Source organism: Pseudogracilibacillus sp. SE30717A (assembly GCF_037071985.1).
Taxonomy (GTDB): Bacteria; Bacillota; Bacilli; order Bacillales; family Amphibacillaceae; genus Pseudogracilibacillus.
Genome location: NZ_JAXHDF010000010.1, coordinates 165,209 through 178,390, shown reverse-complemented (window position 1 = coordinate 178,390; position 13,182 = coordinate 165,209). Strand labels below are relative to the sequence as shown.

Annotated in this window: 12 protein-coding genes; 5 read left to right on the top strand and 7 right to left on the bottom strand. The window is 34.9% G+C overall.

The annotated features are described in order from the left end of the window. Positions 1-361: 361 nt before the first annotated feature. Both SPD48_RS16415 and SPD48_RS16410 read right to left on the bottom strand, forming a co-directional pair. Positions 362-1,342, bottom strand: a complete 981-nt coding sequence (locus SPD48_RS16415) for a proline dehydrogenase family protein (RefSeq protein ID WP_336259198.1) — start codon at positions 1,340-1,342, stop codon at positions 362-364. 40 nt (positions 1,343-1,382) lie between these two features. After that, positions 1,383-2,372: an ornithine cyclodeaminase family protein gene (locus SPD48_RS16410; protein ID WP_336259197.1), complete on the bottom strand. Its 990-nt coding sequence runs from the start codon at positions 2,370-2,372 to the stop codon at positions 1,383-1,385. A 269-nt stretch (positions 2,373-2,641) separates the two neighbouring features. Between SPD48_RS16410 and brnQ the strand changes: the two genes are divergently transcribed. Then, entirely contained in the window at positions 2,642-3,985 is a 1,344-nt protein-coding gene (gene brnQ / locus SPD48_RS16405; protein WP_336259196.1) for a branched-chain amino acid transport system II carrier protein, read from the top strand. 111 nt (positions 3,986-4,096) lie between these two features. Next, positions 4,097-4,639: a helix-turn-helix domain-containing protein gene (locus SPD48_RS16400; protein ID WP_336259195.1), complete on the top strand. Its 543-nt coding sequence runs from the start codon at positions 4,097-4,099 to the stop codon at positions 4,637-4,639. A 377-nt stretch (positions 4,640-5,016) separates the two neighbouring features. Here the strand turns inward: SPD48_RS16400 and SPD48_RS16395 are convergent, their stop codons facing one another. After that, positions 5,017-6,486: a sodium/proline symporter gene (locus SPD48_RS16395; protein ID WP_336259194.1), complete on the bottom strand. Its 1,470-nt coding sequence runs from the start codon at positions 6,484-6,486 to the stop codon at positions 5,017-5,019. 121 nt (positions 6,487-6,607) lie between these two features. Beyond that, positions 6,608-7,315, bottom strand: a complete 708-nt coding sequence (locus tag SPD48_RS16390) for an L-2-amino-thiazoline-4-carboxylic acid hydrolase (RefSeq protein WP_336259193.1) — start codon at positions 7,313-7,315, stop codon at positions 6,608-6,610. Between the two features lie 141 nt (positions 7,316-7,456). Between SPD48_RS16390 and SPD48_RS16385 the strand changes: the two genes are divergently transcribed. Continuing rightward, a complete protein-coding gene (locus tag SPD48_RS16385; protein WP_336259192.1) occupies positions 7,457-8,326 on the top strand; it encodes a LysR family transcriptional regulator in 870 nt (289 codons plus the stop codon). Positions 8,327-8,461: 135 nt separating this feature from the next. Here the strand turns inward: SPD48_RS16385 and SPD48_RS16380 are convergent, their stop codons facing one another. The 3 genes from SPD48_RS16380 to SPD48_RS16370 all read right to left on the bottom strand — a co-directional run bounded on the left by SPD48_RS16380 (position 8,462) and on the right by SPD48_RS16370 (position 11,081). After that, on the bottom strand, positions 8,462-8,692 hold the full coding sequence (locus tag SPD48_RS16380; protein WP_336259191.1) for a hypothetical protein: 231 nt from the start codon (positions 8,690-8,692) through the stop codon (positions 8,462-8,464). Positions 8,693-8,697: 5 nt separating this feature from the next. After that, a complete protein-coding gene (locus tag SPD48_RS16375; RefSeq protein ID WP_336259190.1) occupies positions 8,698-9,291 on the bottom strand; it encodes a sigma-70 family RNA polymerase sigma factor in 594 nt (197 codons plus the stop codon). A gap of 794 nt (positions 9,292-10,085) precedes the next feature. After that, positions 10,086-11,081 (bottom strand): S8 family peptidase, encoded by a 996-nt coding sequence (locus tag SPD48_RS16370; RefSeq protein WP_336259189.1) that lies wholly within the window; start codon positions 11,079-11,081, stop codon positions 10,086-10,088. A gap of 151 nt (positions 11,082-11,232) precedes the next feature. On the opposite strand from SPD48_RS16370, the gene SPD48_RS16365 reads away from it, so the two are divergent. Together SPD48_RS16365 and SPD48_RS16360 are read left to right on the top strand one after the other, a co-directional pair. Then, complete coding sequence (locus SPD48_RS16365; protein ID WP_336259188.1) at positions 11,233-12,090, top strand: macro domain-containing protein; 858 nt, start codon at positions 11,233-11,235, stop codon at positions 12,088-12,090. A gap of 268 nt (positions 12,091-12,358) precedes the next feature. Then, complete coding sequence (locus SPD48_RS16360; RefSeq protein WP_336259187.1) at positions 12,359-13,117, top strand: hypothetical protein; 759 nt, start codon at positions 12,359-12,361, stop codon at positions 13,115-13,117. Positions 13,118-13,182: the final 65 nt, after the last annotated feature.

Below are 13,182 nucleotides of genomic sequence, written 5' to 3'. Positions count from 1 at the left end.
GGCATAAGTGAGGAAGAAGACCTTCCAGGTCTGGCCAGTAAAGGTAGTACGTAAGGCGAACCATTCAGTAGCCCTTAGGGCCTGGTCAGTAACAAAGGCTTTCAGCCGCAGAGAAAACCACCCGTTATCACGGGTGGTAATTATTGCGAACTTGAGGACCCTAGGCTTGGCCTGGGGTTCAATTTCTATGTCGATGTAAAAATGATCATCTAATTATTTGAGAATTTATCTGATAAAATGTTCTAATCGCTTGGAAATTTCTGATCTCAACCAAGCAATTAGCTAAATAATAAATCTCTAACCCAATCAGAACTACTTTCTTTTGGATCTTTTTAGATCGTGACGTTTTGCCACTTAGAGTTTACTTATTTCTTTTCGTTAGTCTTCCTAGTAAAAATCCAGCCGCAGCGACTCCGATAAGTGTGTTTGTTTTTTTGTTAAATACTTGTTTTGCAAGTAAATTTAAATTTTGAGGCCGTTCAGCCAGTCTCCGCATGAAATAACCGTACCAGTCTTCACCGAATGGGACATAGGTGCAAAAATGGTAGCCTTCTTTTACGAGGGCATGTTGCATGTCGACGCGAAAACCGTATAGCATTTGGAATTCAAATTTGTCTTTTGGAATCGTATGCTTTTCTACAAATTCTTTTACGTGATTGATGACGTGATGATCGTGTGTGGCGATCGATGTGAACTTTCCATTCAACAAATGCCATTCGATTAATTCAATATAGTTTTTGTCGATATCATGTTTGTTTTGGTAAGCGACTGACTCCTCCTCTTTATATGCACCTTTTACGATACGGAGGCGGTAGTTTTTATACTTTTCAATATCGTCTTTTGCACGGTAAAAATACGCTTGAATAACAGTTCCGATATTATCGTAAGTAGATGAAAGTTCATCCAATAAATCAAATGAAGCTTGTAGCCTTGCGTGATCTTCCATATCAAAATTAATAAAAATATTATATTCATTTGCTTTTTTGACGATCTCTTTTAGGTTTTCTGAACAGAAATCAAGGTCAATATCTAAGCCAAGTTGAGAAGGTTTCAAGGAAATATGTGCGTCCAAATCGTTCGTATGAATTGATTCAATGACCGCTAAAATTTGCTCCTTTGCTTTAAGTGCTACTTCTTTTTCAAAAACAAACTCACCTAAATTATCGATCGTACAAGAGATTCCAGCTGCATTTAATTTTTTAACGCTTTCGATCATTTCATCTACATTCGTCCCGGCGACAACGTTTTGTGCACCTAAACGAAGACCCCATTTTTTTGCTCCTTGATTTAACGTTTTGTTTTGTGAAAGAGAAATAAAAAAGTCTCTTACAATATTATCCATCCATATTACCCTCACTTTCATGCTTCGAATCGTTTTATACTTAAATTTCTACTTTTATTCCGGTATCTGTTGCGCGAGCTTTTTTATAGACGCCATTTGCTACTGCAAGGTCGTAATAAGCGGCGCCGACTGATTTAAAAAATGTAATTTCATCATCATTTTCGCGGCGACTAATTTGGTTTGTAACGAGCCCTAGCAGTTCACCGTGAATATTTTCATACGACCAATCTGGTTGCTTTGCAGCATGGATGAGTTCCCCAGCTTCTTCAGTCACTCCTTCCATATCATCAACGACGATTTTTGCTGCCCGTTTAATAAATGTAAAATCAACCTCTTGCATATGTGGTAAGTAGGAACCAACGCCATTTACATGCGTCCCTGGTTTTATATCTTTTCCATTAAACACTGGTTTATGAGATCGCGTGCTGCAGCAAATGATGTCGGCACGAGATACTGCTTCAGAAACATTTTCTAACACATTAATTTCTACCGAAGAATTTACACTAAAGTCGCGTAATTTTTCTTTAAAAAGATATGCCTTCTCCTTTGTTGGATTGATTAATAGTATTTCTTTTATGTCGCGAACAGCCAATACACCGAGAGCTTGTTCAAAAGCCATGCCACCCGTTCCAATCATTGTTAGTGTTTCAGCATTTTTTCTAGCGAGCCTGTCTGTTGCAAGTCCACTAATTGCGCCAGTACGTAAACGGGTTAAGTAAGAAGCATTAAACATCGCTACATGTTCTCCGTCTTTCGCACTTGATAATAGAACAACTCCTTGAGTCGTTGACTTTCCTTGTGACGGGTTATTCGGGAAGATTGTAACCGCCTTCATTGACATGATTTCTTCATCAAGATCAGTGCTTGGCATGTAGAGAACAGAACCGTCTTCTTGTGGAAATTCAATAACCGTACGTATAGGGTTTATTATTTTTCCTTCATTTTTATGATGAAGCATTCGTTCAACATCAGAAATTGCTTCTTGCATCCCGTAAATACCCTGAATTTCTTTTTCGTTTAAAATAATCATTATATTTTCAGCCTTTCATGCTTTGTTATTTAAGTGACACTTCAATTTATATTTATTGTAATTCCAAATGTTACAATAGTCAAATTTCATGAAAATTTCTTAACATGAAAAAATTGTTATTGACAGCAAGATTTATCTGTTTATATAATTAAAGTGCGACTTCAATTAAGTGACACTTCAATTTTGAAATACTTTTAACGGTTTATATAAATTTTTTTATTCGAAATGAAAGCGTTGCCTTTCTAATTTAGATGAGAAGAGGAAAGAAAATGAAGAAAAGTTTACCATTTAGTCAAATTTTCGTCATTGGTCTTATGCTTTTATCAATGTTTCTAGGGGCGGGTAATATTATTTTCGCTCCAAAACTTGGACAACTTGCCGGAACAAACACATGGATTGCGATGGCTGGTTTCTTGGTCACCGGTGTTGGACTCGTTTTACTTGCGATCATTTCATTAGCGATTTCAGGTGGAACAGTTGAAAAACTAGCAGGCCTTGTCGGTAAGAAGTTTGGGATTATTTTTTCTGTGTTATTATTTTTAACATTAGGACCTATATATGTTATCCCACGTACTACTTCTGTTGTATATGAAGTATCTATTCTCCCATCCATTTCAATCTTAGGGATGAATACAAGCATTTTTCTGTTTATTTTTTCTGTCATTTTTATAGCATTGACTGTATGGTTATCGATGTCTCCGGGAAAATTCGTTGATCGTTTAGGTAGAATTATTACGCCTGTGTTTGGTGGATTACTCGTTATATTAATTGCAAAATCGTTTATTACACCGATGGGGGCAATAGGTGCGCCTCAAGAACCTTATCTAGAAAATATCTTTTTAAAAGGGTTTGTTGAAGGATACTATACAATGGATGTACTTGCTGCATTTGTTTTTGGTGGTATTTTTATTAAAGCGATTGCAAATGAGGGAATTACAGAAGAAAAAGATGTTTCACTTACGTTTATAAAGGCAGGAATTATTACGATTATTGGTTTAGCCTTGTTGCAATTATCGATGGCATGGATAGGAGCGTCTAGTGTCGATGCGATTGGAATGGGTGAAAATGGTGGCGAAATTTTAGCGTGGAGTTCCCAGCAACTGTTTGGAAATATTGGACTCCTTATAATTGGAACAATCGTATTTTTAACAGGGATTACAACAAATATTGCGTGTTTATCTTCTGTTGCAGAATATTTCGAGAGACAATTTCCGAGATACTCGTATAAACAATGGATATATATTTTAGCTTTTGGTAGTTTAGTCATTACAAACTTTGGTTTAGCGACGATTTTAGAGTTAGCTTCTCCTGTTTTATTGTTATTGTATCCGATTTCAATTGCACTAATCGTTCTGTCATTCACACATAGATGGTTCAATGGTTATCGGGCTGTTTACATTGGAACTATTACTGGGGTTGGATTTGTTGCAGTATTGGATGCGTTAAAAGAAGCAGGCATTGCTGTTCATTTTATCGATCAGACATTTGCTTTTATCCCTCTGTTTATGAATGGTGCTGGTTGGATTACGACGGGTTTAATTGGAGCGGTAATCGGTTTGATTTATGCGAAATCTAAGTCAGCAGAAGTGCGCTCCATGCCAATCCAAGACTGATGATTTGGAGTAAGAATACTGAACTGTGGTAAGCTTTTCGGTGTTTTTAATAGATGATAGGGCAAGGGAAAAATGATATGCTTATTTAAAAGTCTAGAAAGGGTAATACGATTGAAGGATACATTAGGTGCAAATATAAAAACATTACGCAAGAAAAATAAAATGACACTGAAAACTTTGGCGAGTAAAACTGGTTTTTCTATTAGTTTTCTAAGCCAATTGGAGCGTGGAAAGTCTTCGGCAACATTGGAGTCATTGAAAAAGATATCGCTCGCCTTAAATGTAAATCCAGGATATTTCTTTGATGAAACAGACGAAGAGGAGAAAATTGTTCGTCGTGGGGTACTCGAAACGGAACAAATGGAAAAGCATAATATTTATTATAAAAGCTTAGCGAAATCGATGGAGAATCCTGCATTTTCTCCCCTTCTCGTCGTGTTGAAACCAAATCAAAATGAAGATAACTTAATGCAACATTCTGGACAAGAATTTTTATATGTTTTAGAAGGACAATTAACTGTTCAATTGGATGATAAAACATATATTTTAAATCCTACTGACTCGATTATGTTTGACTCGAGGAAAGAGCATTATTGGTACAATTATACAGAGGAAGATGTGAAATTTCTCTGTGTTGCTTATGATGAAAATTAACTTTGGCTGTCACATGTTGTGGTGGCTTTTTTTTTGTGGTTGTAAACTACTGAAATTGCTTCATAATAATCCAATTTGTAAAAGTCCTAATGAATTTTGATTCTCTTTCTGCATTAAAAAAACTCAAAGTCATATAATAACTCAACTTTCGCAGCCTAAAAAGTTTCCGAAGCAGCTTTTGGAAATTAATAAATACTGCACAGTTTACGTTTTTGTGCAAAACAGATTTAACATCATAAGGTTGTCAAGATAGCAAATGGAAGCATTTTTCGGGTTAATCCACGTATCTGTTTAAACTCAATTTGTTGTACGAAAGTTGAGTAATAATTTTCTTGTATTTACAATAAACACCTCCCGAAATTTCGGGAGGTGGGTTTTTAATTTGAAGAAGCAAGTGTAGATGCTTCTTCTCGTCGTTCTGGATATATGATACTCACTGCGATTCCTACAATTAAACAAATGAAGAAAGTTGCTGCCTTGGCAGATATAATTGCTTCCAATGGAGAAATGGACCATAAAATAGCGCTAATAAATCCTGTAATAATGGTAGCAACAATTCCAGTACCCGAAGCTTTTTTCCAAAAGAAGATAAGTAAAATAGCTGCTGAAAAAGTGTTTCCTACACCTGCCCAAGCGAAACTTACCATCGTGTAAATAATGGAACCCGAAGCGAGTGACACGACAATACCGACAAGCCCGCTTAAAATAGTGACAATACGAGATAGTTTAACTAATGACCGACTTTTAATTTTCATGCCCATAGCTTTATGAACGATATCTTCACTCACAGAGGTGGTAATGACAAGTAATTGTGATGAAGCAGTAGACATAATGGCTGCTAAAATACCTGCAATAATAATTCCGGCAACCCATGGTGGCAATAAATCAAACACCATATGAGGTAAGATCATTTCTGCATCTTCAATTGTTCCTTGCTTATATAAAACAGAAGCGAAAATTGCTGTTAAAAAAGCTCCAACATACACGATTAATGTCCAGATAACTGCAACAATTTGACCGTTTCTTAAATCTTTCTCATCTTTTAATGCCATGAATCTGGAACTTAACTGTGGTTGACCACCAAGCCATCCGAAAAACCATGAGATATTAGTAAATAACATAGCACCGAGAGCTAACCCAGTTAAGCCGCCAAGCCAACTATTTGCACCATTTCCCATATCACTTAAACTAGAAGAAATAGATAAGTCTGCTTGCTGGATGGCGAAAAAACCTGCGATAGGAACAATAATAAATGCAGCAACCATGAGAAAGCTTTGTATTGTATCGGTCCACACAACAGACATGAATCCACCCATGCAAGAATAGGCAATAATGATAATTGCGATAATGATTGTTCCAATTGTAATATTAAGACCCGAGAAAGAATAAAGTGTTTTTCCGACACCCGAGAATTGTGCTGCTAAATAACAAGTAAAGAAAGTAACCATAATGATTGCAGATAGCCATCGAATGAGATTGCTATGATTCGGAAATTTTACGGCAATATAATCAGTCAATGTATAGACATTGTATTTTTTTGTTTCAATCATAAATCTTTTTGCTAAGAAAAACCATGAGAAAATTATTCCAAAAAACATTCCGGATAAGATCCAAATCCCTGATAACCCAGTTACATAAATAAAACCTACTGCTCCAAGGAACATATAAGCAGATTCACCTGTTGCTCTTTCTGAAAATGCAAGTGCCCACCCAGGCAGTTTATTCCCCCCAAGAAAAAAATCGGCATGATCAAGTTTCTTCCTACTGAAAAAGAAACCTACTCCCAGCATGACAAACAGGTAAAGAATAATTTCTACAAATACAATTGTAGAACCTGTAAAGTTCATCGTTTTCTCGCTCCTTTATTATTAGAATATTAATTAAACAAATCAATTTAGTTGGATTAATGAGACAAAAGAGTGGTTAGATTAATAAAAAAGCTAACCACTTAAATGAAATCGTAAAAGATTATTTATCTTTTTCTTCTGGTAACTGAAAACGGAAATGGCATTTCCCTTCCTTTAAAATGTATTGATCATGGATGACGTTAAAATTCTCATTAAATCCTTTTGCGATAGAAGGGTCAATCATTCGACAATAAACAATTCCATATTGATGCATATTATCGTCGGCCCATTGTTGCCCAAATGGACAAACGGTAAAGGTTTGTTCAATTTCTTCAGGACTATGGGTCGTTTCATATTTAAATAAGTCGCTTCTTCCCATATCATAGTTTGCTAGATATTGATCGATCGTGTTATCTTTTCCTTGCACGCGAGCCCGTTGCTTGATGCCTTCTCCACGTTTTTCGCCAAAGTTCCAGACAGCTTTTTCAATAACTTTTTCCCCTTCAGCCCCGTAAGTATCCATAAAGATTTTTGTAATTTGGGCAAACAGCTTTGCAAATAAGGCGAAAGAGGTAAGTCCTTCATAATTATAATTTTGGCTATGATTTTTCGGGATATAGTCAAATAATTTATGGTTCTCGCCTTCCTTTGTAGCTTGAATGGCGATGTCTTCTGCATCCTTATAGCCAAAATTTTTGACACCTTGTTGCAAGAGCTTTTTTCCTTCTTCTTTATATTTAGTGACAACTTCTGCTTCGATTTCATTAAATAATTTAGCTGTCATTATTTCCATTGAATGGGGTGGAATAACATGATGTGCAATGCTCAAATTTATCCCTCACTTTCTAAGTTGATAAAACCAATTAAGTTACTGTGATTTTAGATATATTATAAGTAGCGATACTTGTATAAGTCAAATGAATATTTATAATATAAAGTATGAAATAAATTAATAAATGGGGATTAACGAATGTCATTAAATAAATATGAAGTATTAAGAGCGGTTGTAGAATCGGGGACTTTATCGAAAGCAGCAGAAAGTATTGGATTAAGTCAGTCGGCTATAAGCCATGCGTTAGCTAATTTGGAGTCTGAATTTGGATTTGAATTATTAACACGAGGACGGTCTGGAATTAAATTGACGCACAATGGGGAGAAGGTGTTAATTTATATCAATGAAATTTTAAATTTAAATGAAAAGCTAATACAGGAAGTTAATAAAATTAATGGATTAGAGAAGGGAATTGTACGGTTAGGAACGTTTCCAAGTGTTGCCATTCAATGGTTGCCTGAAATAATGAAGCGTTTTGAAGTTGACTATCCCAATATTGAACTGAAATTATATGAAGGAGATTACGATGAAATAGAAAAATGGATTGAGGATAGAACAGTGGATTTAGGTTTTCTTCCACTTCCAATTCAAAGAAAAGACGAAGTAATTTCGTTAAAGCAAGATAGGTTGCTCTGTATTTTAAGTGATGAACACCCACTTGCTGAACAAGAAATGATTTATTTTAATCAACTAGAAGATGAATGGTTTATTATGCCGAAATCGACAATTGATAAAGACGTACGGCGCGTATTAAAAAAACATCAGATCAAGCCAAAAATTCGTTATGAAATTGCTGAAGATTTTGCAATCATTTCCATGGTTCAAAAAAATCTTGGGATCAGTATTTTACCGGAATTGATTTTATATAGTCTGCCTGAAAACATTCGGGTTATTCCGTTAGAAGGAAATTATTATCGTACAATTGGAATAGTTGCTCCATCTTTAAAAGGTCTATCGCCCGGAGCTAAAAAAATGATTGATTTGATAAAGGAGATTATTAATTTATAGTTTATAGGATTCAAATTAAGTTTAAAACTTTAAGCGCATTTTTAACATTTTTAAATAAGCATTAAATACAAAAACCTAAATGATGAGCTTCACCATCTAGGTTAGAATCGTAATGAATGGGCAGATCTTTTTGGTTCACTTTTCGGATAGGAACTCCCAAAATCCGGGTGTGTTATTTTTTTCTAATAGACTATTTACTTTTTCAATTATTTTTAACTTGATCTCTTGTTCTAAGTCATCCCGGTCATTTGCGGGAACTTTTCGTAAGTTATAGTTAATTTTCACTTGAAAATCACTCAAAATTTCTTCCCAATTTTTATCATCATAAATATTATCCAATTTCTTTGTGCTGTAAATCTGATTCACAACGCTCACCCCCGATCTTTCTCAAAAGATTCTTTAATCTTTTTTAAAGCCCGTTTGTGGATATTGGAAATGTTTTGGGGAGTCTCTTTATATAAACGTGCAATTTCGTTTGTATTATATCCATGAATATAAATGAGATCTAATACTTTTTTCTGCTTGCTTGTCAACTTTTGGTAGGCATTATACAGCTTGGAGCTTTCGATAGTTTCTTGAAAGGATTGCACACTATCAAAGTAATCCGTTTCAGTAGTGTATTTAGAAGGTTGGACATCAATAAGGTTTGTTGAACTGTCGTCGCTCTCATATTTAGGTGCATCTAGCATTAGCATAAAACGACGGTTTCTCTGATTGTTTTTCTTATCAAAATCGATTGTGTAAAAATGAATTAAACTACTAATATATTTTATGATTTTAAGTTTTAAATAATACTCTTTAAACTCTTTATCTAATTTCTCAATATTAGTTGGAGAAGGATTAACCAGAACTTTAGCTAACAATTGTTCATTTTTCTCTTGTTTAAGAAAACTTTGAATTACATCATTTTGTAATTGAGATCTATTTTCTATATGAAATTTTTTAAAATTTTCTTTGTTAGGCATTGATTTCACCCCTTACTTAAAACTTTTTACTGCAAAGTAAGGCTCAGGTTCTAATAAATTATTATTTGTGACAAAAAATAATCCGATCTCAGAGGATTGTATTTTTTCTTATTACCGATACAACTGAGTCGAATTAATAAAATGATTGATTTGTATTTTTGCTCGTAATATATACACTTTACATTTATTGGTATTTTCCCCTAAGTTTTAACTGTTAAACAATTACTTTCTAGAATAGTGAAATTCAATAATTGTAGCTATTTACCTCTAATAAATACGCATTTTTTAGCTTTCTTTTGTAAATAGGAAATAAATTAATTTTCTACTGCTTTTTGTATCAGTTTTCCAGTCATCTAGTTACCCGTTCATTACTTCCTGAAGGCTGCTTTTCATAAAAGACAATTTTCTTCTAAGGTAAGAAGGCTTAGTAAATAAGAATTGGAATATCGCCTTAATAGCTTGCCAATTGACGAGTTTTATTTAGCGGTAAGCACATTTATTTATGAGAACCTTTATATACTAGAGTGAGAGGAAGGGTGAAATTATCAACCTTTATTTAAAAATATTTGGTGGCAAACTTTCTCAGCAGATAGGATATAAAACTTTATTCCTATTCACGGGCCAAGAGCATGACATCCTGTTGTTCGCCCAATAGCATTTTTCGCTTTGCCAGAACTAGCATGTCCTTTGTACAATCAGTTTACTAACTAATTAACCACATAAGCTCTGGCAATTAGTTAGTAAACCTATTACAAAAATACATTAACGCATCTGATAGTGATAATACATGCCAATCAGTGTGTTTTCTTTAGTGATCGTCCAAACTTGCTATGAGGGTAAGTAGTCATAAGTGTGAGTTTATTTGCTGAAGTTAATTGAACTAATCCATTTCCTACTGAATGAATGGAATAATTAAGTTCTCTTGCATGGGTAAGTAAATAATGATAAATAAAGTAAGGAATCATGGATTGATTTTCATGCTCTATCATATTTAAAATGAGGGCAACAGAGCCGGCGATATATGGAGCAGCCATGGAAGTACCTGTAAGTTTTACAAATTTATTGTCTAAATGAGTGGAATACACATTTTCTCCTGGAGCAACGAAGTCAATATTAACGTTACTGTTGGAAAAGACAGAAGGTTGCAGATCTTTATTGACAGAACCTACTTGAATCACCTCTTGATAGAATCCAGGGTAGGATCGTTCAAAAGAATTAGGATTACCATCTCCTTCATTTCCAGCGGCAGCAACGAGGCTGATCCCTTTTTGTCTGGCTTTTTTAATAGCGGTATGCAGTTTTTCATTCGGTGCAGGACCACCGAGCGACATATTGATAACATTTACCTTTTCACCATTTGGTCCTCTCCAGTCGATTGCATAGTTTATTGCTTCTGTGATAGATTTGTAGGACCCCATACCATGTCGGTTCATTACTTTTAAAATGAGTAATTTACTTTTCGGGGCGACTCCAAAAATTCCTCTACTATTATCTTGATAGGCTGCAATAATGCCTGCGACATGTGTTCCGTGCCCAGCATAATCTTCAAATATAGTTGGATCCCCTTTGTCATCATCTGAAAAATTGTACCCACCAATTATATTACGAGTTAAATTTTGATGATCTGAATCAACTCCGGTATCCAAAACAGCCACGACATTTCCTTCTCCTTGTTTAGAAATTTCCCATACATCACGGGCTTTAATGACATCAAGATTACTAGGTGTTAACGTTAATGTATCAAATATCGATACAATCTCTGAAGCTTTGTAATGAAAAGAATTTGTCATTTTAAATCTCCTCCTTTTACTCTATTAAGGAGGAATAAACATAAGAGAAATAAATCTTTTGGTCGAAATAAATTTTAAAAAAATATTTTATTATTTGAGTTGATCTTTTGGATCAATGTTTCACTTTAGAAAGAGAAGGGGAGAGGTGGTAATGAAAAAGGTAAGGGAATTGGTTAGTTGTAAATATTTCTGGAAAGAAGCGTTCCTATTACCTGGATGTTTATTTTCCCTGTCGTCAATTGCAGTCACATTTATGGAAGAAGTCCAATTTGTACAACGTTATAAAATTGTTGTGTTTATAGTGCTTCTCATCATTTCGATGCTCATGATCGTATTCTTTCTTATATATAAAGCGAGAATTCAATCTGTCAAATTAATAATTAATCATTCGGTGGTAAAAGTTGAATTCGGAGATATATTTAAGCAGAAGATCAATGATTTTAAGGTGATTCCATTTAATGAATTTTTTGATACAGTCGTAGATGGAAAAATTGTTTCGAGCCATTCATTGCATGGAGAGTATCTTTTGAGAAGATACGCGAATTCTGAGTTTCGTAGAAATTTAGATGAGCGAATGGAGAAAGATCGCGGGTTAAATGAAAAAATTTTAGATTCTCTTGTTTTGCGTGAGAGTGGAGGGAAATGTGTTCGTTATAAATTAGGCACAGTATTTAAGGATGATGATTTTTTGCTTTTCGCTTTTTCAAAGGTGAATGATAGGAACGAAGCGGAATTATATTTAGCGGAATATGTTCAATCTATGCTTGCGTTTTGGGAGGAGGTTGAGCGGTACCGTGAAGGGCAAACTATAGTTGTGCCGTTGTTTGGAACAGGGATTACTCGATATAAAAATTTTACTGCGACACATCAGGAACTATTAGAAATTATTATTTGGACGTTTGAAATGAGTAAAGTACATTATAAAACACCTGCAAAAGTAAAAATTGTTGTCCATGAAGAAAAACGGAAGGAGATAAATTTTCATCGATTGAAGGCGCTTGAAAAATAGGATTCTCATAGAGAAATTAATCGAAATATTATAATGTGTTTTTTATGAATCTTCAGCCCAGCCGACATGTCTGACCATACAACTGACGTGCCTAGAAAACCCAAATAACTGATATTATTTGGGTTTTGTCCAATGGGAAAATTTATCACCTTTTTTCTGATATTGCTAGAAGGGTATTGAACAGACGATTATGCATTGTTACTCAGAGGTTTCGAACGAGACAAATTAATAAATGATTTTTTACACGCTTATAAGGAGGGAGACAGGAGTGTACAAAGGCTTTAAAGTTGTGTTGACAGATTGTTTTTCTCATTATCATCATTCGGGTGAAGAAATTATCGCTCTACAGAATCAATCTATATGGCAGTGCTTGGATAATTATATCAATCCTGAAACAGGTGCGTTGGTCGGTGATGCGCTTGAACGAGATTGGTTTCCAGTATCAGCGTACGATGTCTTTATTTCTCATTCTCATGAAGATGCAGAGCAAGTTGTGGCATTTGCCGGTTATTTACAGGAAAAATATCAATTATCCGTTTTTATTGATTCGGCAGTTTGGCGTAGTGCTGATTCTTTAGTAGAGAAGATCCATGCACGATATGGTACAGATTGGGTGAAACCCGATTATCGTAGACGGGATTATCAAGTTAGCCATGTGTATATGTTGATGGCGATGGCACTTGGAAAAGTGATAGATCGAGCGGAATGTTTTATGTTCATCACTACACCGAATTCGGTGAAAAAAGGCATTACACGATCTCCTTGGATTTATGCAGAGTTAATGTTTACAAAATTAATGAAGAAGCGGCTTCCTTCGAGGTGGGTTTCCAGGCATCCAACAGAGATTATGATGCATCAGAAGAAGCAGCTAGCGGTTGAATATGATGTTTGTTCTGTAATGAGTGAGCTACTTTTATTACAAGAGGATAATTTGCAGTTATGGGAAAAAATGTATCAAAGTAATCGCTCTAATCATCCTTTAGATTTATTGTATGCCCAATATGATAGAGGGGAGTCGGAAAATTGAGGCGAATCTCTAAGGTGAGTTTTTTAGGGATATTTTGCCCTTGATTCTATTATTTGATTAATATA

What these genes read in the sequence shown, in the direction of transcription:
- SPD48_RS16415 (WP_336259198.1), bottom strand. Translation starts at nt 1,342, where the DNA reads ATGGATAATATTGTAAGAGACTTTTTTATTTCTCTTTCACAAAACAAA.
- SPD48_RS16410 (WP_336259197.1), bottom strand. Translation starts at nt 2,372, where the DNA reads ATGATTATTTTAAACGAAAAAGAAATTCAGGGTATTTACGGGATGCAA.
- brnQ (WP_336259196.1), top strand. Translation starts at nt 2,642, where the DNA reads ATGAAGAAAAGTTTACCATTTAGTCAAATTTTCGTCATTGGTCTTATG.
- SPD48_RS16395 (WP_336259194.1), bottom strand. Translation starts at nt 6,486, where the DNA reads ATGAACTTTACAGGTTCTACAATTGTATTTGTAGAAATTATTCTTTAC.
- SPD48_RS16385 (WP_336259192.1), top strand. Translation starts at nt 7,457, where the DNA reads ATGTCATTAAATAAATATGAAGTATTAAGAGCGGTTGTAGAATCGGGG.
- SPD48_RS16375 (WP_336259190.1), bottom strand. Translation starts at nt 9,291, where the DNA reads ATGCCTAACAAAGAAAATTTTAAAAAATTTCATATAGAAAATAGATCT.
- SPD48_RS16370 (WP_336259189.1), bottom strand. Translation starts at nt 11,081, where the DNA reads ATGACAAATTCTTTTCATTACAAAGCTTCAGAGATTGTATCGATATTT.
- SPD48_RS16365 (WP_336259188.1), top strand. Translation starts at nt 11,233, where the DNA reads ATGAAAAAGGTAAGGGAATTGGTTAGTTGTAAATATTTCTGGAAAGAA.